General features: G+C 38.1%; 18 protein-coding genes. 16 read left to right on the top strand and 2 right to left on the bottom strand.

Features of this window, described 5'->3' with window-relative positions:
- Position 1: 1 nt before the first annotated feature.
- The 10 genes from DUT69_RS05030 (at position 2) to DUT69_RS05075 (ending at position 9,587) form a co-directional block, all read left to right on the top strand.
- The gene (locus DUT69_RS05030) at positions 2–1,453 is read left to right on the top strand and encodes a CshA/CshB family fibrillar adhesin-related protein (protein WP_113652015.1); all 1,452 of its coding nucleotides are present in this window, start codon (positions 2–4) and stop codon (positions 1,451–1,453) included.
- A gap of 78 nt (positions 1,454–1,531) precedes the next feature.
- Positions 1,532–3,883, top strand: a complete 2,352-nt coding sequence (locus tag DUT69_RS05035; protein WP_113652016.1) for a T9SS type B sorting domain-containing protein — start codon at positions 1,532–1,534, stop codon at positions 3,881–3,883.
- Between the two features lie 266 nt (positions 3,884–4,149).
- Complete coding sequence (locus tag DUT69_RS05040; protein WP_113652017.1) at positions 4,150–5,124, top strand: PorP/SprF family type IX secretion system membrane protein; 975 nt, start codon at positions 4,150–4,152, stop codon at positions 5,122–5,124.
- A 51-nt stretch (positions 5,125–5,175) separates the two neighbouring features.
- On the top strand, positions 5,176–7,137 hold the full coding sequence (locus tag DUT69_RS05045; protein ID WP_113652018.1) for an OmpA family protein: 1,962 nt from the start codon (positions 5,176–5,178) through the stop codon (positions 7,135–7,137).
- A 12-nt stretch (positions 7,138–7,149) separates the two neighbouring features.
- Positions 7,150–7,527, top strand: a complete 378-nt coding sequence (locus DUT69_RS05050) for a response regulator (protein ID WP_113652019.1) — start codon at positions 7,150–7,152, stop codon at positions 7,525–7,527.
- Between the two features lie 115 nt (positions 7,528–7,642).
- On the top strand, positions 7,643–7,864 hold the full coding sequence (locus DUT69_RS05055) for a VF530 family protein (protein ID WP_113652020.1): 222 nt from the start codon (positions 7,643–7,645) through the stop codon (positions 7,862–7,864).
- A 60-nt stretch (positions 7,865–7,924) separates the two neighbouring features.
- On the top strand, positions 7,925–8,140 hold the full coding sequence (locus DUT69_RS05060; RefSeq protein ID WP_113652021.1) for a hypothetical protein: 216 nt from the start codon (positions 7,925–7,927) through the stop codon (positions 8,138–8,140).
- Positions 8,141–8,220: 80 nt separating this feature from the next.
- Positions 8,221–8,634 carry a hypothetical protein gene (locus tag DUT69_RS05065; RefSeq protein ID WP_162796183.1) on the top strand — a complete coding sequence of 138 codons (414 nt, stop codon included), beginning with the start codon at positions 8,221–8,223 and terminating at the stop codon, positions 8,632–8,634.
- A 26-nt stretch (positions 8,635–8,660) separates the two neighbouring features.
- Positions 8,661–9,398 (top strand): ThuA domain-containing protein, encoded by a 738-nt coding sequence (locus DUT69_RS05070; RefSeq protein WP_113652023.1) that lies wholly within the window; start codon positions 8,661–8,663, stop codon positions 9,396–9,398.
- Positions 9,399–9,404: 6 nt separating this feature from the next.
- Positions 9,405–9,587 carry a hypothetical protein gene (locus tag DUT69_RS05075; protein ID WP_113652024.1) on the top strand — a complete coding sequence of 61 codons (183 nt, stop codon included), beginning with the start codon at positions 9,405–9,407 and terminating at the stop codon, positions 9,585–9,587.
- Here the strand turns inward: DUT69_RS05075 and DUT69_RS05080 are convergent, their stop codons facing one another.
- The gene (locus tag DUT69_RS05080; RefSeq protein WP_113652025.1) at positions 9,588–10,205 is read right to left on the bottom strand and encodes a Pr6Pr family membrane protein; all 618 of its coding nucleotides are present in this window, start codon (positions 10,203–10,205) and stop codon (positions 9,588–9,590) included.
- Positions 10,206–10,659: 454 nt separating this feature from the next.
- On the opposite strand from DUT69_RS05080, the gene rpsL reads away from it, so the two are divergent.
- The 4 genes from rpsL (at position 10,660) to rpsJ (ending at position 14,201) form a co-directional block, all read left to right on the top strand.
- Complete coding sequence (gene rpsL, locus DUT69_RS05085; RefSeq protein WP_010599925.1) at positions 10,660–11,073, top strand: 30S ribosomal protein S12; 414 nt, start codon at positions 10,660–10,662, stop codon at positions 11,071–11,073.
- A 16-nt stretch (positions 11,074–11,089) separates the two neighbouring features.
- Complete coding sequence (rpsG, locus tag DUT69_RS05090) at positions 11,090–11,557, top strand: 30S ribosomal protein S7 (RefSeq protein WP_113652026.1); 468 nt, start codon at positions 11,090–11,092, stop codon at positions 11,555–11,557.
- A gap of 92 nt (positions 11,558–11,649) precedes the next feature.
- Positions 11,650–13,764 (top strand): elongation factor G, encoded by a 2,115-nt coding sequence (fusA, locus tag DUT69_RS05095; RefSeq protein WP_113652027.1) that lies wholly within the window; start codon positions 11,650–11,652, stop codon positions 13,762–13,764.
- Between the two features lie 131 nt (positions 13,765–13,895).
- Complete coding sequence (rpsJ, locus tag DUT69_RS05100; RefSeq protein ID WP_008244591.1) at positions 13,896–14,201, top strand: 30S ribosomal protein S10; 306 nt, start codon at positions 13,896–13,898, stop codon at positions 14,199–14,201.
- Positions 14,202–14,262: 61 nt separating this feature from the next.
- On the opposite strand, the gene DUT69_RS05105 is transcribed toward rpsJ, so the two are convergent.
- Positions 14,263–15,084: a helix-turn-helix domain-containing protein gene (locus DUT69_RS05105; protein ID WP_113652028.1), complete on the bottom strand. Its 822-nt coding sequence runs from the start codon at positions 15,082–15,084 to the stop codon at positions 14,263–14,265.
- A gap of 401 nt (positions 15,085–15,485) precedes the next feature.
- Between DUT69_RS05105 and DUT69_RS05110 the strand changes: the two genes are divergently transcribed.
- Positions 15,486–17,201: a hypothetical protein gene (locus tag DUT69_RS05110; protein ID WP_162796184.1), complete on the top strand. Its 1,716-nt coding sequence runs from the start codon at positions 15,486–15,488 to the stop codon at positions 17,199–17,201.
- Positions 17,202–17,203: 2 nt separating this feature from the next.
- On the top strand, positions 17,204–23,671 hold the full coding sequence (locus tag DUT69_RS05115; protein ID WP_113652030.1) for a peptidase associated/transthyretin-like domain-containing protein: 6,468 nt from the start codon (positions 17,204–17,206) through the stop codon (positions 23,669–23,671).
- Positions 23,672–23,677 lie beyond the last annotated feature (6 nt).

A 23,677-nucleotide genomic window follows, 5' to 3' on the forward strand; every position in this document is an offset into this window, starting at 1 on the left:
GATGAAAAGGATATTATTTGTTATCTGTTTATATTTGCTATTGCCTGAAAAAGAAAGCTGGGCGCAATGTTACCCTACCCAACCAAAAACGGCAACTTTTGCTACGGGTGGCACAAGTCCCTATAAAAATCAAGTGTTATGGTTAACATGGGGCTCTACACTTTCTAATGTTGGCACATACCCTTATGGCAGGCACGACATCGGTTTGGTTAATGGCGCCGCATCTTACGCTTCGATCGATGTTGGAGGAGGTAGATATCTTTGTGTAGAAGCTGTTATATCAAATCTTACAGGGTCTGATATAAAAAGTTATGCACCGGGTAATTTTTCAGGAGATTCAATGGACGAAAGATATAATATCGGAGGCGTTGGTACTAATAATAAACTAGTTTCGGGAATTAGAAATGGTACAAATGGAGGTTTGTCTAGTTTCAGGGTTACCTGTAAGGCAACATTGAACGGCGTGCCAGTTAAACTTTCGGGATTAGTAATTGGAGATGCTGAATCCCTAGCAGGGGGTGAATATTTTAATGCGACTGCTGATGGCAAGTGGAATATTGTTGAAATGCAAAAAAATTTATCTTCCGGTGCCTACAACGTTCGTAAAGTAGATATAACAGCAACCACTAAACAACGAATGGAATTTGTATCAGGAAATGATAATAATACTGGAGCAGTTTCATTTCTAACTTTTAATCCTACAGCCTACACGGGGAACAATTTTGAAGTATCTTTTGATGTAACTTTGAAGGGAGGCGGATTAACAGCTTTAGCTTTAGGCCTATTGCCCCCAGGTGTCGATGGCGGTGATGCTCCAGCTTCCTATGGTTCACCCTTGCATACTATAGAAGCTGTAGCTCTATCGAGCGACGGAATTGGATCTGGTTCTGATTTAGGTGCTACAACTAATCTAAATGTTGCTTCTTACACATCGGGGGGCTTAATACCTCCCACTACTAATTTTCTTGGATCTGTAGGTCCGGATATGGATCCGCAGGCATTTTACAGTAAAGATGCGTTAGGCGATGATAATAATGGAGTGGCAGGTATTTTAGAAGAAGATGCTTGGCCGATTAAATATAAAAGCTTTTCGTATAAAACATATTATCTTCCAGGTAATGTCATCAGTGCTACCATTGCTTACAAAGGTTCAGAAAATGCCTACATATCTGGCTGGATCGATTTCAATCTGAATGGTGTATTTGAAGATAGCGAACGTATCACAGTAGCTGCTCCAGCTAACCAAACGTCTGTGGTTTTGAATTGGACAGTACCGGCAAATCGTGTAGTTGGAAGTACCTATGTGAGGTTAAGATATGGCAAAAATCAGTCTGATTTAGTTTCTCCGACCAGTTATACACCAGGCGGTGAAGTTGAAGATCACCGGATATATATCCAAACGCCTGTGATCACAAACCCTATGTTGCCAAATAAAGCAAGGAAAACACCATAACAAAAAATTATATTAACTATACCATTATGCCCAACCTAGATCGGCTTGTGTTTTAAAGGGATATTTTAAAGAACTAGAATGAAAAAGTTTATAGTATTGTTTTTACTAATTTTTGTGAGGGTCAATCTTTGGGCTCAATCTCCAACTTATATTAATACCACATTTAACGTTAATGCTGGTGTGCCAGTTACCTGGTATGGCGATGTAACTTTTGGTCCGGAAGCGGTTGTTTACCTTGAAGATGGAGCTACGGCAATTTTCTACGGAAAAAATATGGTAGTAGATCCTGCAGCAAAGTTTATTTCACTTCCTAGCAATAATCAAACAGGTACGGGAGTAATTATTTTTAGGGCCGATAATCCATTACATGCGGGTTATCCCTTGCAACAAACCTTAAACGGTGGTTATACAAGTGGCATAAACCCATCGCTACCTAATATAGAAATTGATAACCCTTTGGGTGTATCTCTATTAGGCAACACCCGTATTACCAACACGGTAAACTTTAAAAGGGGCCATATTTATTTAAACAACTTTAACCTTGTGCTAGATAACGATGCCATTTTTGTTGCTACTGATGTATCAAAACACGTTGTTACAAACGGAACAGGTGTAATTGTAAAAGAAAGCGTAGCAACTGATGCCAGTTTTGCATTTCCAGTAAGTATTGCCGGATTTGATTACACACCAGCAACGGTAACTAACAAGGCGGGTACGAGAAATATAAATGTTCAGGTAAAAGACTATAATGCCAGCGCAGCGGTAGAAACTACTTTTGCTACAAGAGGTATGGATAGAACCTGGCAGATTAGCAGTAATTTGGCAGGTCTCGCTGTTGTTTCTTTACAGCATAATACGGCTAACAATAGAAATGGAGGTGGTACTGATGAAAATTTGTTTAAAAATACTCAAGCTTACGTATCTCAACAGCAATCTGCTGGTGTTTGGTCGCAAAGCTGTATCGGTGTTGACGGAGGTAGCCCGATAAGCGTAATCACTGGAAATAATTTAATAGTACCTGAGGGTATTGGCGCTACAGCTTATTTCACCAAACAAACGGTTGCTTGTACAGACTTGATGGTAATAAAATCTGTTTCTAATAATAAGCCTAGCGTTGGTGCTACAGTTAATTTTAGCATAGATGTAAAAAACCAAGGGCCAAGTGATGCTACCGGGGTTGTGGTACATGATTTATTGGAAAATGGATATACGTTTGTTAGCTCTACTGCTAGTAGAGGTTCGTATAATATCAGAACTGGAGTTTGGTCTTTAGGTGGTTTAGCCAGTGGCGCTACAGAGAAATTAACTGTTGCTGCCTCGATTGGTTCTACTGGAAGCCACGTAAATACCGCTACTATTTCTGGTAATGAAACGGATCCTGATCTCAGCAATAATACCTCTACTGTTACACCAATTCTAGGTGCGGTACAGGCTAATTTAGGTGTCGTAAAAACGGTCAGTTCAATGTCGCCGGTTGTGGGCTCTAATGTAGTATTCACTATTGTAGCAAAAAATGCAGGGCCAAACGAGGCAACCAATGTTCGAGTAGTAGATTTGCTTCCTACAGGTTATACCTATGTTAGCTCTACTGTAAGCACAGGAACCTATAACAACACTACCGGTGTTTGGACCATAGGAACCGTTGCAAATGGCGCAAGTGCTACACTTACCGTTACTGCAGCCGTAAACCAAACAGGTGTTTATGCAAATACTGCTACTATTAATGGTACAGAGCCAGACCCGGTTCCTGGCGACAATAGTTCGACGGTAACTCCTGTACCAAATGCAGCTTTAGTTGATTTAAGTATTGTTAAAACCGCATTATTGACGGGAACTGCTATTGGTGAAACTTTTGATTACACAATTGAAGTTAAAAATAAAGGGATGTATCTAGCTACACAAGTAGTTGCTACAGATATATTGCCTGCCGGCATTAGCTATGTAGGTGTACAAACTAGTTTCGGTACGGCTAATTACAGTGCAGCTTCTAAAACCGTTACATGGAACATAGGAAGTTTAGCGGCAGGAACAAGTGTAACCCTAACCATTAAAGTGAAAGCAGAATTAGCTGGTGTAGTAAAAAATACGGCTACAGTGGGTAGTAAAGAAACAGATTCGAATCCGGCTGATAATACTTCTTCATTCGATAAGGAGGTACTCGGGCTGAAAATTCCAAACGTTATTACCCCCGATGGCGATGGTAAAAATGATGCCTTCGTGATCCAAGGTCTGCAGGCATATCCTCAAAACAATATAGTAATCTTTAACAGATGGGGCAATGAGGTATGGCACAGTACCGGTTCTACTTATCAGAATAACTGGACTGGTGAAGGACTGAATGAAGGTACTTATTATTATATCTTAAAATTGAGAGATAATACGGGAAATTGGCAAATTATTAAAGGATGGATTTCTTTGTTAAGAAATTAGATTAGTGAAATCCATAAAATCGAAATACCCCAATTGGTTGCAACTAATTGGGGATTTTTTTTGCCGATTTATCAGGGATTTTTTGTGGAATTTTTTACCCAATAATATGCATTGAGTCAAATAATCCACAGTTTGCTTTACACTTAGGTGGCTTAATTGAGGCCGTGGATGATTTTTTAACACGGCACTTAAATTGAAATAAGAGCTGCAATCATTCCCTATAGGGGCAAAGAAATAGGCCTGGAAAGGCAAAAGAAAAATATAACATGAAAAATGGAATAATTTTATTTGTACTTATTGTTTTATCCCTTACGGTAAAAGGGCAACAAGACGCTCAGTACAGCCAGTATATGTTTAACGGCATATATATTAATCCAGCATATGCTGGATATAAGGAAGAGCTTAACTTACATAGCTTTTACCGTAACCAGTGGACAGGTATTAAAGGAGCACCCAAAAGTATGTCGTTGGCGGTTGATGCAATTGCAAATAGCGGAAACGTTGGCTTGGCATTGCAAATAGCTTCAGACAAATTAGGTGCACAAAGTAGTTTATCTGCTTATGCCAACTATGCCTATAGACTAAGAATTGGTAATTCTGAAAGTTCTAGGTTGGCGCTTGGTGTAGGTGCTGGTATGGTACAAACCGGGATAGACGGCAATATGCTTGATCCGCTTGATCCAGGTGATAACAGAATTCCGATAGGCAAACAAACAAATTTATTGCCCGATGCCAGAGCCGGTGTTTTCTATTCGAACGATAGATGGTACGCTGGTTTGTCTGTAGATAATTTAATTGCACAATATGCGGTTAAACAAAATAACGATGCAGCCTATTACCCGACACCGAAGGCACATTATTATTTAACGGGCGGTGTATTACTTCCAATTAACGAAGTTGTACAATTAAAACCATCTTTTTTATTAAAAGACGATAGAGGTGGGCCAACAAGTTTGGACATAAATGCATTTGTATTACTAGCAGATAAAATTTGGCTTGGTGGAAGTTATAGAACTGCAGTAAAACTGTACGACAAATCTTACTTGCAAAACGATTTGGATATGAAAAACTCTATCGTAGCAATGACCGAGATTTATGCTTCGCCACGTTTACGTTTGGGTTATGCGTTTGATTACTCGCTAAGTCAGCTTTCTGGCTACAGCGGCGGAACACATGAGATTTCGGTAGGTTTTTACATCAAACCTAAAAACGTTAGAATGTTAACTCCTAGGTATTTCTAAATCGATTAAAATAATTAAGCATTTCTACCCAAAAGGTAAAATCAACATATAATGAAAAGAATAATCATCATACTATTTGTCCTTGCAAGTACATTGGCTATTAATACCAAAGCTACTGCTCAGTATGTTTTAAAGGAAGCAGATTTTCAGTTTGAACTTTATAATTATGATAAAGCCGTTGTGCTTTATACCGAAGCTTATCAAAAGAAGAAAACTTTAAAGGCTGCAGAAAGATTAGCAGAGAGCTACCGTTTAATGAGAGATTTTAAACAAGCAGAAAGCTGGTATGCAATTTTGACTGCAATGGAAGGCGCAAAACCAGAAGATACGAAATGGTATGCAGAAATGTTAAAAAGCAATTCTAAATACAGCGAAGCGAAAGCACAATTTTTAAAATATAAATCAGCGGTTAAAAATGTTACTCCAGCTGAAGACAACCAACTAGCTATTTTAGTTAAATCTTGCGATTCGGCAATTAAATGGATGAATAATCCTAAAAATATTGCTATTACTAACGAAAAGGCATTAAACAGCGCTCAGTCTGACTGGGGAGCAGTTAGTTACAACAACGGCGTGGTTTTTACATCAGATAGAACAAACAGAAACGCTGGTTCTGTAAAGTCTAATAGACCATTTCTAAGATTTGATACCGGCAAAATGCCTGATACAAAAGTTTACGGCTGGACTGGAAATGATTATTTGAATATCTATTCGAAAGTTCCAGGAACAGATAGTGTTTCATTATTTCCTTTAAATGCGGGTTCAGATTATCATGTTGGCGCAACAAGTTTTAGTGCAGATGGAAATGAAATTTATTTCACGTTAACTAGAGTTCCTAAAAACATCAATCGTGTTAAAAATGCCCCAAGTACGTTAAATATCGAAATTTACAGTAGTAAAAAACAGGGCGATAGCTGGACAACGCCTGTACCTTTTCGTTACAACAATGTTCAGCAATGGTCGGTAGGCGACCCATTTTTAACTGCAGATGGAAATACATTATACTTTGTGTCTGACAAACCAGGAGGTAAAGGTGGCACAGACATCTATTACAGCAAGCGCAATGCAGGTGGAGAGTGGGGCGAGGCAGTGGCACTAGCTAATGTAAACACTGCGGGAAATGAACGTAGCCCTGTTAAAATTGGGAACGAGTTTTATTTCTCTACCGATGGAAATATTAGCATGGGCGGTTTAGATATCTACAAAGCAAAAATCGATAACGAATTGGTTAGTGGAGCAGAAAATATGGGTTATCCGGTAAATTCTCCACAAGATGATTTCGCTTTAAATTTAACCGGAAAGCTTAAAGGCTATTTCGCCTCAAATAGAGATGGCGGGTTAGGGAGCGATGATATTTACAGCTTTATAGAACAGCAAAAATTGGCGTTTAGGTTAGAAGGTATCGTATTTAACAAAGAGACAAATTTACCAATGGCAAACGCTATTGTAAGTTTAACCAAAGTAGACGGTACACCTTTAAAGGTTCAAACGGATGAAACCGGAGCTTATAAATTTAATTTGGCAGAAAATGCCGATTATGATTTGTTAGGAGAAAAAACCAGTTTTAGAAGCGCAGCTGATAAGGTGACTACCAAGGGAATGGAAACTTCGCAGGTAATTAAAAAAGATCTTTATTTAACTCCGATCGTAATTGATAAACCAATCAGAATTGAAAATATTTATTACGATTTTGATAAGTCTAACATCAGGCCAGATGCCGCAAAAGAGTTAGATAAATTGGTAGCTATCTTAAAAGAAAACCCAACTATTTGGATTGAATTAGGCTCGCACACGGATAGCAGAGGTAAAGATCAATATAACCAATGGTTGTCTCAAAGCAGAGCAAACTCCGCGGTTCAATACATTATTGATAGAGGTATAGATAAGTTTAGAATTACGGCTAAAGGTTATGGCGAGAGTGTGCCAGTTAACGAATGTACCAACGGGGTTAAATGTAGCGAAGAGGCACATCAGTTAAATAGAAGAACCGAGTTTAAAATTGTTAAACAATAGTTTATTAATAAAATGAATATCCTTATAGCGGACGAGTTTCTGATTTATAGGTATGTAATCAAATCTTACATCAGCAAATGCTGGCCCAATGCTACAATTGCAGAAGCTGGCAGTTTGCAAGAAGTGGTGACGAATGTTCAGGAAGCCTCTTTCGATCTGATGATTTTGGATATGCATATGCCGGGGTCTCAAAAGCTTGAGGAATTTGTTAAGGAAATGGCGAAAAGTACAAAGATTGTTATGTTTTCGGAGTATGCCATTGAAACGAATAAAGCAAAACGATTAACTGATTTAGGGGTTGAGAATATGTTGCTCAAATCCGCTCCGGGAAAAGACGTTATAGCATCGTTTCAAGCGGTATTCGCAGTGGAAAAGATGAAATCGGCATAAAAAGAGAAAAAATCGCTGTGAGATGTAATCTTGCAGCGATTTTTTTATAAGGTAATCAGATCTAGCATAAAAAAATAGAATTTTGACGTTACACTAAACATCTCTATTTTTGTGTATGGCAGTTACTGAACAAAAAAACAATCCATTACACGGTTTAACTTTAGAATTTATTGTTAAGCAGTTATTCTTCCATTACGGATGGGAGGAATTGGGTAATTTGGTTAAAATTGCCTGTTTCAGAAACGATCCCTCATTAAAGTCTAGTCTAAAATTTTTGCGTAAAACAGACTGGGCACGTAAAAAGGTAGAAAAATTATATTTAAATACCTTTCACTAAGCCTCTGTTAAAAAGGGTTAAAAAACTCTTAACTTAATTTTCTGTACTTATCTTCATTGCATGAAGTGTATTTTCTTTCAGGTAATTTTCTTGTTTTTTATGGTGTCCTTACTAAAAGCGCAAAGTGATGTAAGTGGTATGGTACAGGATAGAACAAGCAGAAAATCAATTGATTTTGTGGATGTTTTTAACCTGAGCAATAAAGCGCAAACTTTAACAAATGCCAAAGGCGAATTTAAAATTAAAGCTTCGGTAAACGATTTGTTGGTTTTTTAATCCTAGGCTACAGAAAAGACACCTTGTTGCTAACTAGTTTAGGCCCTGTAAGGCGGTATCTTGAAAAGGATGTTAATTTATTGAATACAGTTACCGTTACAAACAACCAGAGCATCAAAGAGCAATATGCCGAAACTTTTAATAAAGCTAACGCTGTATTGCTCAAGCCAGGTCGCGGTCTATTGTTTTATCCCTCTGCCTATTTTAGTAGAGAAGGGAAACAAGCAAGACGATTTAAGAGAATGTTAAAGCAAGATGTGAAGGAAAATCAGATTGATAAACGTTTTAACCTAAAAACTGTAACCGCCTTACTTCCATTAAAGCAACCAGAGCTAGATGCATTTTTAGTAATGTACCGCCCAACATTAAAATTTGTACAGAAGGCTAGCGCTGATGATTTTAAATTTTATTTGATAGATGCTTACGATAAGTTTAAACTTTTACCAGCTGAAAAAAAGATCTTGCCTCGATTAAAAGCAGAAGAGAATAACTAAATTGCAGTTCATTTATCTCGTGTGCTTTGAAAGAAATTATCCGTTTTTTTGCGTTTTTATTTGTTTTAATCCTCTTTTTTGGCTTTAAGGCTGATAATTCATTACCTGTAAAAAAGAAACTCGTTTTAGTGTTTTCGTTAACAAAAGGCTTTAGGCACGATTCAATTGATGAAGGAATCAAAGCACTGAAAAATTTGGGCTTAACAAATAACTTCGAAATTAATGCCACCGAAGATGTTAGCGCCTTTGATGAAAGTAACTTGAAAAAATATGCTTTGGTCGTGTTTTTAAATCCTACGGGTTCAGATTTATTTAATGATGAGCAAAAGAATGCTTTAAAGAAATACATTAATAATGGTGGTGGATTTGTAGGTATACATGCCGCGACGGACTGTAACTATGAGTGGGAATGGTATGGTAAAATGGTTGGTGGTTATTTCGCCAGTCACCCTAAAATACAAACAGCAAAGTTGGATGTGGTTATGCCTAAGCATAAAATTGTAAAAGGTTTGCCAAACCCATGGATGCACAAAGACGAATGGTACAACTTTAAATCATTTAACAAAGCGGTAAACGTATTGGTTAAGGTAGATGAAACTTCTTACTCCGGTGGAAAAATGAATAACGATCATCCTGTAAGCTGGTATCATGAGTATGATGGGGGAAAGGTTTTTTACACTGCTTTAGGCCACACAAAAGAATGTTACACTGATCCGAATTTTTTAATGCATTTGTTGGCGGGCATTAAATGGGCAATGAAATAAGTTTTTATGATTAGAATTAATGATGAAACGCCCACAGAAACCTTGCAAGAGGTAAAAGTGGGCGATATGATAACTGATGGTTTTAGTAAAACCGGGAGGGTAGAATCTGTGGAAATTGAAGACGATGGCCTTTACAAAGTTTATGAGTTTTACCTTAACACAGATAGGGTAATAAGCACTAAGCGGTAATCATTTTTTGGCAGAGCCGATTTTATTAAAGCCAATTATTGCTAAGGCGAATATAATGAAGGCAAGTAACACAAAGCCCGAGTTTATTAGTACTTGATGATAGCCAAATTTGGTAACATCTAAAAACGGATAAGGATACCAACCAACGAAATGTCCTCGAATTAACGAGTAAATTAAATATAGAAGTGGAAAATAGCTCCAAGCAATGCCGTTTTTCCAAGTTAGCGAGTTTTTTGGGGTGAAAATTATCCAATAGATGACGTAAGCGATGGGCACAATTACATGCAATAAGTTATCTGCTACGAGTTGCCATCCTTTTGGTGCCCAAATACCTCGAAGTACAAGGTTGTACACTAAACCAACAATTAATATATACAATGCAATGGCCGATTTGCTTGTTTGTTGCGAGAGTATTTTCCCTAATCTGGTTGTGGCACCAAAAACTGAAATGGTTAGTGTGCTAGCTACTAATAAATTGCTTAAAATGGTGAAGTAACTGAAGAAGTTGGCTACTGTGTCTTTTAAAATAGCAAGCTGTAAAATTAAAGCAAACCAAGTAGCGAATGCTAATGATATTTCAAAAACCAGTTGGGTTTTGCTCTTTGAGTTAGATTGCATAGGTAATAATATGAACTAATGTCGAAATCTTTTTTCGTATAACGAAATTTTGGCGCTTTGTTTTACGTTTTACAAAAGTTATGTGATGTGCCCTGGTTAGCTAAACCAGATTGGCGTGTAAATACTTTTTGACGTGATGGCTTTACAAGGCTGCTTCGCTGGTGCTAATAGCGATGAATGTTATAACAGGAACCGAGGTGACAAAAAGATTGGAACAGAAAGCTGGACTATATTTACATAAGGACTACTGCCCTTGCTTTTCTAAATAAAATGCTCGATAATTTAATTGTGGGTAAACTTTCTGTTAAGCAATGCACAAATCTTAAAATTTTTGGTGTAACCTATTGATAGTTAAAAGAAATTGTTCTACTTTTGCAGTCCCTTAATGTGGCCTCGTTGTAGGCTGGCCATTAGGGAGTTTTTAAAATAAAATAGAAAAAACAAAAAGCAAGAAATGCCAACCATTCAACAATTAGTTAGAAAAGGTAGAGTAGCACTGGAGTTCAAGAGTAAGTCTCCAGCGTTGGACAGCTGTCCACAGCGAAGAGGTGTATGTACGCGTGTATATACTACTACCCCTAAAAAACCAAACTCAGCAATGCGTAAAGTTGCCCGTGTACGTTTAACCAATGGAAAAGAGGTGAATGCCTATATTCCTGGGGAAGGTCACAACTTACAGGAGCACTCTATCGTGTTAATTCGTGGTGGCCGTGTTAAGGATTTGCCAGGTGTACGTTACCACATTATCCGTGGTGCATTAGATACGTCAGGTGTGGCGGGTCGTAACCAACGTCGTAGTAAATATGGTACTAAGCGTCCTAAACCAGGACAAGCAGCTGCAGCACCAGCAAAAGGAAAGAAAAAATAATTAGGAGGAAACAGACATGAGAAAATCAAAACCAAAAAAGAGAATTATTCTTCCTGATCCTAAATTTAACGATGTTCAGGTTACAAGATTTGTAAATAACATGATGTACGATGGAAAGAAATCTATCGCATACGCTATTTTTTATGATGCAGTAGAAATTGCAGAACAAAAAGCTGGCGAAAGCGGATTAGAAATTTTCAAACGTGCTTTAGTAAATATCAGCCCAGCTGTAGAGGTTAAATCTCGTAGAGTTGGTGGTGCAAACTTCCAAGTACCTACAGAGGTAAGACCAGATCGTAAAATTGCTTTAGGCATGAAATGGTTAATTACGTATGCACGTAAACGTGGAGAAAAAACCATGAAAGAGAAATTAGCAGGTGAAATCGTTTCAGCAGCTAAAGGTGAAGGTGCAGCAGTTAAAAAGAAAGAAGATACGCATAAAATGGCTGAGGCTAACAAAGCGTTCTCTCACTTCAGATTCTAAGATAATGTTTGAATGAGTGAATTTTGAATGATTGAATTGGTTAATTCCTATTCAATCATTTTCTCATTTACGTCATTCATTAATTCAAAAATATGTCAAGAGATTTAAAATTTACAAGAAATATTGGAATTGCTGCTCACATTGATGCGGGTAAAACCACAACAACTGAGCGTATTCTTTATTATGCTGGTGTTAGCCATAAAATTGGCGAGGTGCACGAAGGTGCAGCAACAATGGACTGGATGGCACAAGAGCAAGAGCGTGGTATTACCATTACTTCTGCTGCAACAACCGTAAACTGGAACTACCGTGGTAGCAAATACCATATTAACATTATCGATACACCGGGACACGTGGATTTTACCGTAGAGGTAAACCGTTCGTTACGTGTATTAGATGGTTTGGTATTCTTGTTTTCTGCAGTTGATGGTGTTGAGCCTCAATCTGAAACTAACTGGCGTTTAGCTAACAACTATAATGTTGCTCGTATTGGTTTTGTTAACAAAATGGACCGCTCTGGAGCTGACTTCTTAAAAGTTGTTAAGCAAGTTAAAGATATGTTAGGTAGTAATGCAGTTCCATTGCAATTACCTATCGGATCTGAAGACTCATTTAAAGGTGTGGTTGATTTGATCAACAACCGTGGTATTGTTTGGAATGAGCATGATAAAGGTATGACCTTTACTGAAGTGCCTATCCCAGAGGATATGTTAGATGAGGTTGCAGAGTGGAGAGAGAAATTGCTTGAATCTGTAGCTGATTATGATGAGACTTTGATGGAGAAATTCTTCGAAGATCCAAACTCAATTACAGAGCGTGAAATTTTAGATGCTTTACGTGCTGCGGTACTTGATGCTAAAATTGTTCCTATGGTTTGTGGTTCATCTTTCAAAAACAAAGGTGTACAAACTATGCTTGATTATGTGATGGAATTATTGCCTTCACCATTAGATAGCGAAGGTGTTGTAGGTACAAACCCAGATACAAACGAAGAGGTTTTACGTAAACCATCAGAAAGTGAGCCTTTTGCAGCTTTAGCATTTAAAATTGCAACAGATCCATTTGTAGGCCGTTTATGCTTTATCCGCGTTTACTCGGGTAACTTAGAGGCGGGTTCTTACATTTACAATGCTCGTTCTGAAAACAAAGAACGTATTTCTCGTATCTTCCAAATGCATGCTAACAAGCAAAATCCAATTCCTAACGTAGGTGCTGGAGATATTGCTGCGGTAGTAGGCTTTAAAGACATTAAAACTGGAGATACACTTTGCGAAGAGAAAAATCCAATTATCCTTGAATCAATGAACTTCCCTGAGCCAGTAATTGGTTTAGCAATTGAGCCTAAAACTCAAGCAGACGTTGATAAATTAGGTATGGCTTTAGGTAAGTTAGCGGAGGAAGATCCTACATTTAGAGTTCAAACTGACGAGGAAACTGGTCAAACTGTAATCTCTGGTATGGGTGAGCTTCACTTAGATATCTTGATCGATCGTTTAAGACGTGAGTTTAAAGTAGAAGTTAACCAAGGTGCGCCACAAGTGGCTTACAAAGAAGCTATCTTTGGTACAACTCAACACCGCGAAACTTATAAAAAACAATCTGGTGGTCGTGGTAAATTCGCGGATATCCAAGTTGTTATTTCTCCAATTGATGCTGATTTTGAAAAAGGTGGTTTACAATTCGTAAACGAAATTACAGGTGGTTCAATTCCACGTGAGTTTATTCCTTCTGTAGAGAAAGGTTTTGCTTCTGCAATGTCGAATGGTGTGTTGGCAGGTTATCCACTTCCTGATATGAAAGTACGTTTGATTGATGGTTCATTCCACGCAGTCGATTCAGATGCTTTATCATTTGAGCTTGCTGCTCGTATGGCATATCGTGAGGCTTTACCTAAATGTAAACCTACTTTGATGGAGCCAATCATGAAAATCGAAATCTTAACTCCTGAAGAAAACATGGGTGATGTTATCGGTGATATGAACCGTCGTCGTGGTCAGTTATTAGGTATGGATACTCGTAATGGATCTCAAGTAATTAAGGCTACAGTGCCTTTATCAGAAATGTTCGGTTATGTAACTCAGTTACGTACAATCACCTCTGGTCGTGCTACTTCTACAATGGAGTTTGATCACTACGAAGCTGCGCCTAAAAACGTACAAGACGAAGTAATTGCTAAATCAAAAGGCAGAATTAAGTCTGAAGACTAATATTAGATGTGAGTATTGAGATATGAGAATTGAGATTTGTCTCACATCTAACGTCTCATTTCTCACATCTCAAAAATAAACCGATTCCTTGTTATTAATAGCTCTAACAAGGCGTCATAAATTAAAACAAAATGAGCCAAAGAATCAGAATCAAATTAAAATCTTACGATTATAACTTGGTAGACAAATCTGCTGAGAAAATCGTTAAAACTGTTAAACCTACGGGTGCAGTAGTAAGCGGACCAATTCCACTTCCTACAGAGAAAAAAATCTTTACTGTATTACGTTCTCCACACGTTAACAAAAAAGCTAGAGAGCAATTTCAATTGTGTGCTTATAAACGTCTTTTAGATATTTATAGCTCTAACTCTAAAACAGTTGATGCTTTAATGAAACTTGAATTACCTAGCGGTGTTGAAGTTGAAATCAAAGTTTAATGATTTTATAGAAACAAAAAATCCTCGGGAGTTTTCTCGAGGCTTTTTTGTTTTAAGTGGTTTATTCTAAAATCAATTGATTTATTCCTTGATCCTGCAGTAGAAATTTTTCTGCGCTTAATCCGGTAAAGCGTAAAAAATCCTTATTAAGATGTGATAAGTCGTAATAGCCGAACTGGGCAGAAGTTTCTGAAATGCTTTTGGAAATAGGTTGTTTTAAGCACTGGTTAACCAATGTATTAAAGCGTACCATTGAGGCAAATTTTTTTGGAGAAAATCCAACATGCTGCTGAAAGCTATCTCGCAGGTTTCTATCGCATGTGCAAGAATTTTTAGCAATTTCTCTAATGTCTACCATCCCAGAATATTTGAACATCATAGACAAAGCGCTGTTCACGTAATTGATATTATTAGTTGGTGCATAGCCAATTTTCTGTAGCAAATATTCCTGTATTGCTTCCCATTTCGCTGAAACTAACTTAAAGCTGTTTATTTTATCATTTAAAATCCGCAAGTTTTTGTTCATGTCTGTTACACAGTACATGGTATTGGCAAAATGATTGGCATCTTCACGCCAAAACAGCGCAGTACTGTGGGGCTTTGGTAAAACCAAAATCCATTCTGTTTTACAGGGAATTTCAAAATCGATAGGCACATAACCGGAGCCTCCCGAGTAGATATTTCCAGGCGCAGTATTATGCAATTTCCCATTATCAAAATTGATCGTCATCGGATCGCTTGCCTCCAAGGTAAAAGCCCACAAGCCATAAAAGCGAGGCACAAGTTTAAACCTAACAGAGTTTTCTGTTTGCTGCTTTATATATAATGCTTTAGAAATGTGGGCTTGTAACGCTCCACAAATTGGGAGTTGGATAAGTTCCATAGAAAATGCTTCAAGTGCAACAGTTTGGTTTAAGAAGTTTCTCTTTCGTCTTATACTAATATAACGAAAATTTAATCGAAAAATAAGACATGGCTACTATTTATGCATAGCAGCTAAAAATCTCCGTTTTTTACAATAGTGGTAGCTTTTACCTGTAATACATTTGTATAGCGTTAGCGAATAAATGGTATTGGGGTGCATTTAAAAGGAGCTGTTCATTTACCCAAATACCGCTAGTTTATTTCAGCCTTTTATAAATTGAAGGCGAGCGTATTCGCAATGCGAAGCATTTTCTCTAGTTAAAAATAGTAGTTCACTCAATAAAAAGGGTTGCTGGATAAGTCGTCAGAAAACCATCGTAATAAAGCTGTTTTTTTAACCTATAAATTAAACAAGGGATAATGATGAAGTCTTCGTTTGTTATAAGAAATTGTGGTTGTTTGTTAATTGCGTTGTCAATTACCAATACAATTTATGCCCAAGATTTGAGCAACCTTAAAAATCAAAAGCCTTTTAGTTACAGTGGAGCGCTTGAGGTAAGAACTATTGGCTACCAGATGAATGGTGCCGCAAATAGGCGGAATCCATTTTCCTTAATCATCAGCGGAAGTCCGACGTTGAGCTTTTACGGATGGGATGTTCCTTTTAGTGTGGTTTACACAGATAGGAAAACCAATTTCCAACAACCCTTTAATCAATTTGGTTTAAGTCCGACTTATAAATGGATAACCTTGCACGGTGGTTATAGAAACCTGAATTTTTCTCCATATACATTAGGAGGCCACACCATGTTAGGGGCGGGTGCAGAGCTAAATCCCGGTAAATTTAGACTAGGATTTATGTACGGCCGGTTAAATAAAGCTACTGTAATAGATTCGGTAACGCAGTCGTTGGCGCCCCAAGCATTTACCAGAAAAGGTTATGCTGTAAAAGTTGGTTATGGAACAAAAAAGAGTTTTATCGACTTCAGCTATTTAAATGCTAAGGATGACAGTGTTGGTTTTCAGAAAAGTCAACTCAACAGGCAGTTTAACCCAATCGCTCCATCTGCAAATTCTGTGGTGGGTTACAAGGGTCAACTATCTTTTCTTAAATATTTCTCTGTAGAAAGTGAAGGTGCGGTAAGTCTGTATACGCGTAACTTACACACCACACTACCTATAGATTCTTTAGAAGATCCAATATTAAAAACGATTAGAAAATTTGCTAGGGTTAATGCCACTAGCGAGTTATATACTGCATTTAGTGCAGGTGTTGGCTATCGCGATAAAAAATATGGATTGAAATTAAACTACCGACGTATTGATCCTGAGTTTAAATCGATGGGTGCTTATTTTATTACTTCAGATATTGAAGCTTGGACGATTACTCCGTCTTTTATAGCCTGGAAGAATAAAATCAGTTTTAATGGAAGTATTGGTATCCAGAAAGATAATCTTCAAAATCAAAAGAATGCAACCAATAAAAGATTTATTGGCGCTGGTAATGCCAGTTTACAGTTTACCGATAAGTTGGGAGTTGATGCGAGTTATAGCAATTATTCCAATAACCAAACTCCAAACACCGTGCGCTTTGCAGACTCGCTAAGAATTGTACAAACTACTGAAATGTACAGCTTAATGCCGAGGTACATAGTTAGCAACGAAAATTATACGCATATGGTTACCGTTGCAGCAACACTGAGCAATTTGAATGACTTTAACCAATTTTTTGCCGACAGTGCTGTTAGTAGAAATATGGATACTAAGCAGCTAATGGCTAATTATAGTATCGGTTTTATAAAACAAGGCATCAATCTAAATACAAGTGTAAACACCACAAAGCTAAGTGGAATGGGTATTAACCAAACCTATACAGGCTTTTCTTTAGGTGGCGATGTTTCGCTACTTAAGTCGCTACTCAGGTTGTCTACAAATCATTCACTCACGTTAGGTAAACAAGACATCGGAAAAAGCATTATCTACAACAGTTCGCTAAATACAAAATACCGGTTAACCAAAGGACATAACATAGATTTCGGACTTTATTTTCTGAGAAATTCGCCGGCAACTAGCGGGGGGGTACAACAAAAATATTCGGAGTTAAGAGGTGAATTGGCTTATCAAATAAAATTTTAGTTATGAAGAGATTAATCTATTTTATCGTGTTAATACTTGCATTTGGGTTTACACAAACACTAAGTGCACAAGTAGGTGTTTCTATTAGAATTTTGCCTCCTTATCCCAACCGGATTACCGATTACGAAAGCAGGCCACAACAAGTGCTAATAACGCTTACAAATCAATCTGCCGGAACACAGCAAATTCAGTTGCGTGCCTCAGTAGTTGGCGATAATGGCATTCGGTTAGAAGTAGGTAGAAATTATAAGAGTTCGTCTGCAATAACACTAGCGCCTGGTCAAGTACGCAGCCTCAATGGTGCAGACCTAGTTACGCTTTTTGATTATAACCAACTTACCTACACCGGTATTACAAAAGAAGAATTTATAAGAGGAAATGGCTTGCCAGAGGGAAGCTATCAGGTTTGTATGCAAGCCTTTGATTACAATACCAATGCGCCTATAAGTGCAGATGAACCGGTAGGTTGTAGCAACAGGTTTTCTATTAGTAGTTTGGAGCCCCCATTAATTATTAAGCCTTTGGATGGCGATGAACTAAAACCAACCGTCGGAAATATTTTTACCATCAATTGGACAACACCTCCAGGTGCACCACCATCAATTAGGTATAAAATTAGGATTATTGAAGTATTAGCTAACCGTAATCCTAACGATGCTTATTTATCGGCTGTGCCACCTTATTTCTTTGAAAAAGAAGTAATGGGAAATGTGTATGTGTACAACCCGTCAGATCCACAGTTTACTGCAGGTAGGAGATATGTACTTGCGGTAACGGCTTTCGATCCGAATGGAAGTTACACATTTAGAAACAATGGTATAAGCCAGGTAAGCTCTTTTACTTATGGTTCGCCAGATATTGCAGCTGGTGGTGAGAGTAAACCTACAGAAACAAAGAAAGAACCTAAAAAGCCGATGACTACTAATAGTATTAGAGGTAAGGCATTATGGGCATTTAAAGCTAGTGAAGAAAGTTATAAAGGAGCCATGGCGGTAGGAGGCAGTGGATCATCTGTGCAACTTGGCACATTAGGAAATATAACGAACAATGTTGTAGAAATGCCAAGGGCTTTTGCAACTGCCGGATTGCAACAGACAACTATTGCTGCACAGGCAAATGCACCAACAAATACTGGTTTGAAGACAAGTGGCCAAGTAATAGGTGGCGTTGTGTTTAATTCGTTTAACCCATTAACCGACAATCCAACTAACTTTAAAAAAGCGCTGTCTACCGATAAAACACTTTTGGCAACAGCTGCAAGCAACAGCTATGTAAGTGGACTGGTTACGCAAAATGCAGCAGATGCCGCCGCTTCTTTATCTTCATCAATATTTGTTACCGGAAACCAAAAATTGGATTTTAGTATTGATGCGATTAGTGCAACCGCATCAAACAACAAAATGCCTTTGGCTAATGCTACGGTAAAAATTATTGGAGTTGTTAGCAGTACACCGGTAAATTTGGGAATTTTTAACACTACCGTTAAGAAAGAACAGGAGAAGCAAAAAGAACAAGAGGCTTCTCAGTTTGGTATTTTAACACTTAATAAAAACGGAATACCTGCACCGCAAAAAGGTGTAGTACAGCCTACTCCTAATTCGAAAAACCAGCCAGCTTCTACAAATAAAGCTACCACTAACGGAGCTACTTTTAACATACAACCATTAGAGCCAAATTTGATCGCCTCCGGTCGTACGGATGCCGAAGGAAATTTTGATATCAGCTTTGCTGACTTAAACTATACTGGCGGTAATCGCTTCAGTAGCATTAAAATTGTAATTACAAAAGGCGCTATTGAGGAAACAAAAACCATCCCAATAAGTACGCTCCAAAATCCTGATGTTGATTTAGGCGAAGTTTTATGTATCGCTTCAACTTATCGATATACGCCTAAAGTAGAGCTCCCTCAGATTCAAGGTACAGCAAACGATAATAAAAATATTGTTGTTAAAATTTATAGGGAAGAAGCAGATGCTATTGCCTGTCCGTTTTTAGCTTACGATGGAAATTTATCTCCCGATAGGAAAACAAAAGAGGTAATAGGTGGAAAAAGTATGGTACTTATTGCAGCTGATAGTGTCAACGCAAAAAGTGCTGCTCAATTTAAATTTGCAAAGCTTTTTGAGGGAATTAATTATACCGTGCAAGTTAGCACAGGTGGCAACGTAAACAAACGTTCTGGCGGATTAAAACTTGCACAAACTGATCTGTCTAGTGCACAAGTAGCCAATGTTAAACCTACCTATACGCTTACTGCGCTTCCCCCATCAATTATTGGCTCTGTTCAATTATCGCTACAAAGCGGATTTGCATCAGTAAAAGATGCGGTAGTTAGGGTAGAATTTAACAAGGATGACGTTGAAGAACAAACTGGTGTTTTGCCCGGTAGTTTTGTAACCGCAAATAATCAATATTCGGCTCAATTGGTTAACGGCGTAAATAATGCCAATACAAATTTGCAACGTGCCACTGCGGTTCAGCAATCCATAAGTACAGCAAAATCAACTACTGCAAGTAATTTTTATACTGGCGGTCCAACAACTTCCATATTTAAAGGCGGAGCAGTTATGGCAAACGTTGGCAATGCTTTGGCTAATGCACCAACTGCAGTGAACATGCTAGATCAATATAGCGGGCCGTATACCACTAAAACAGACAGTGCCGGTAATTATGCGATCGGAAATTTGCCAAGGTTAAAAGAAGGGAAGACTTTTACGGTAAAACTGTTAAAAGTACCAGCAGAATTTCAAAATCTTCAGATAGAACCATCTAATTCTGCCATCGTAAACAGAGTTTTAGATGGAGAGCAAAAAGATGTATCGTTTAGGATAAAACCTGACTTAGTTCAAATCGCCGGTCGCGTGGTGGCGGAAGATAAGAAAGCGTTAAACAATGCACGCTTAAATTTCGAAGGCTCTACAGATATGTTTACTACTGGTGAAACGGGTTTGTTCACGACAACCTATTTTCCTGGAACACATTATCTAATTGTAAAAAAAGAAGGATATGTCGACGCAAAAATCAAAGTTATAGTTCCTGCGAAATCCAGCGGCAGCAATGTGGGCGGAGCAACAGCGAATCAGGCAACTCAATTACCAAGCAACGTACTTCAGAATAATCACCTTTTTCAAGCGGCAAATGTATTTGATGATACCAGAGCAAAAGCTTTGCAAAATACACAGGCCAACTCATTGGATTTGAGTATACAGCTATTGAACACGCCGACTATAAAAAATGAAATTGCAAAAGGAGCTTCATTTTCTCCATCAATGTTTGGCGTAGCAGGTAGTCAAAGTGCTTCAAAGGTTAATAGCTCAGGAATTAAAAGCCTTACTTCTACAAGTTCGCCTGTGGCTACCAATGTTGCAGGGTCCAGCGGAAACGTGGTAAGTTTTTCATCGAACACATTTAGTGCGAATGCCAAAATTACAGATGTTGCTGCTGCAACTTCTATGAGCCAAGTGTTTACCAATGCGCTTACCAGCTCAAATTATGGTAGCAATACCTTAACCACTTTAGATTTAGGCGATGTAGGTTTCTTAAAAAGGCGATTAGGGAAAATCAGGTTCAAAGTTTTAGATGCGGAGACAAACGCTGCTATCGCGGAAGCAAAAATTAAACTTTTCGATACGGTTGGCGTAACCGACAATAAGGGCGAGTGGTATTATGAAGGTTTTGGTGGCGAAGCTAAAGTAGCGGTATCTGCGCCTAATGGAACTGCCTATGTAATAACCGAAGAAAGTTTGTTGATTAATGAAACAGGAAGCGAAATTGCGAAATCAATAAAATTACAAAAGGGAATAAAAGTTAGTGGCTTTGTACGCAAAGCCAGCAATACAATTGATGGCGTAACTATTAAGGTTGAAGAGAAACCATATCTGCTAACCGCTACAGACGCTACTGGAGCCTACAGTTTGTATGTTCCCAAAGGAAAGTTTCAATTAAAAGCATCTAAACCTGGATATATTTCTAAAGTGCAGGCGGTAAATGCTGCATCTACTGCAGTTCAATTAGATTTCGAGTTAGCAGACGGTGGCGGACGAAACATAGCTAAAATTTTAGGTTTCGATGTAGAGTTAGACCAAATGACTCCAGAAGGCAACAGCTATCGAGTTTCTGGTGCTTTCGTAAATCTTAAGCCAGCATTAACGGAGTTGAAATCTGCTATAGCTACCAAACTACAGTTTAGCAATATAAAAATCAACTTCGATGCAAGTAACAACGCCATTCCAGAAGGCAATAAGATAGTAACCGACGAGCTTTCTTTACAATTTAAGTTGCTGAACTTTATTCCTGTTGCACTAAAATCGCCAAGTGGAATTACCGTTGAAACCGATGGCAATGGAGGTGGAAAAATAACTGCAGAGATTGTTGCGAATATGACGGCAATACAAGGTGGAAGAGGCTGGGGTTTAAGCGATGCTGATGTTAAATTATTCCCAGACAATGTTTCGGCTACAACTTTCGTAACTGCATTTGCTTCTTCAGCTACAGCTCAAGTAAGCGCTAAATATAAAATTAAAGGCCCACAAGCGGGTTGGCAAGGTAATTTGTATGGCTTTAAATTAATGGCTCAAACAGAACAATCGTTTGTAGATAAAGACGGATTACACTTTGTAGGAGAGCTACATACACCAGATCTAGGCGTTATTAAATCTAGTGTGTTTAAAATTGAAGAACTTTTAATCGGCGCAGACTTACTGGTTAAAAGAGTTAATGTTAGCCAAACAGGTTTGCCAGCCATTAAAATTTTAGATTGGAGCGCTAATATCGCTTCGCTATTATTTAATGAAGACGGTTTCAAAATTGGCGGTAACATGGTAATAAAAGTTCCAGCTTCTGGAACTTCTAACATTAATTTTTCTGATGTTACCATTGGTAAGGATATGTTTTTCGGGGGCAAGTTTGTAATCCCTGATAACGGAATTAACATTTTTAATATTGTAAGTATTAAAAAAGGAGCTTCTCCTATCTCATTTGGGCAGGTGCCAAACCAGTCTGGCGTTTATAAACTAGGCGGCTCGGGCAAAATCAAATTTACCAAATTTATTACTTCCGAGATTAACATTCCAATTTTCGAAGTGCATACCAACGGTCGTTTCCTAGTTGATGCACCAGTAAATTTTGAGACGAACCTAGCATTTGCCAAGTTAAAGGTTCAAGCCATTAAGTTTGATAATACAAGTGGCACTCCTTTCATCGGTGTTCAGGGAGCAGTTTCGGTAGATGTTCCACTGTTAAAATTAACCGCTGCAGATATATCCTTTAAAAATAGCGGTGGTGGCATAAGTGTTACGGTGGGCAAAATAAAGGCCTCTTTAGATGTTCCGGTTTTAAAAACAGAAATAGAGGTTGATATGAAAGATAACGGTTTTGCCGGATCGGGTAAACTTGGCATTCCTGGTACACCCGTAAATGCGGGTATAGATTTCCATTACTACAAAGTAACAGGTGGAATAGACTTCGGTGCTAAGTTTAGTGCAAATGTAACCATCCCGATAGGTTTTGTAACCATAGAGCGTGTAGGCGGAGGCTTCCAATACAATACGGCTACCAAAGATTTTATGGTAGACATCAATGGTGCTCTATCTATCGCTAATCTTGGAGCGCTCGTAAAATTAGATCCTATAGGTTTAACGGTTCGAAGCGGACCTGTGATAGAGGGTTATGGTGGCGTAGTCGTGGGTTCTACACTTAATTTGGCAAACGCCAGAATGAAACTCGATTTCCCGCAGGAAACATTTAGTGTTACAGTTGATTCGCATATCGAACCCATAAAGGGTGTTATGAGTACAAAATTACAGGGCGATTTAATTATCAGCTTGAAAAAAGACGATCGTTTTGCCTTTCTCGGGTGTGCTATGGAAACCAATTTACTAGGACTTATAAAATCGAATGGAGAGTTTGCTTTAGGTGTAGGCGTTAAAAATCCGGTTACTCGTGGAGATAGAGTTAGCTATTATTTTAGAAACGTTGATAGAAAATACGTACAGGATGTATTTTCTGGAGTGTATATAAATGCCACCGCAAAAATGGGTATCCCTAAAGATAAGGCTATAGGATTTGACTTTAAAATTGCTAGTGCAAGTTTATACTTCTATACAGAATCTAATGCAAAGCTCATTTTAAATTTTGCTGAAGATAGTTATCTATTCGGTTTAAGCGGAAAATTTGGAGGTGGCTTCGAGTTTTGCGTAGCCAGTATTGCATGTGCAGGTTTCGGATATGATGCTTGTTATGATTTTATGGGCGGGCGTAATGATACTGATGGTTGGTTTATTAGTGGTGAAGCTTCTGGAAATGTATCCTTAAAAATAGGCGGATGCAACCCGTCATGTAATTCTGTGAAATTTGGGCTTTGTTTTCCAGCATTTAGGCTTTGTGGTACAGGGGGAGTTAAGGCTTCCTATGCACAAAACAGAGGATTGAGTTTTAAAGCATTTGTAGGTGGTAGTCCATTGTGTAATTAACTAATA

This window comes from Pedobacter namyangjuensis (assembly GCF_003313325.1).
Classification (GTDB): domain Bacteria; phylum Bacteroidota; class Bacteroidia; order Sphingobacteriales; family Sphingobacteriaceae; genus Pedobacter; species Pedobacter namyangjuensis.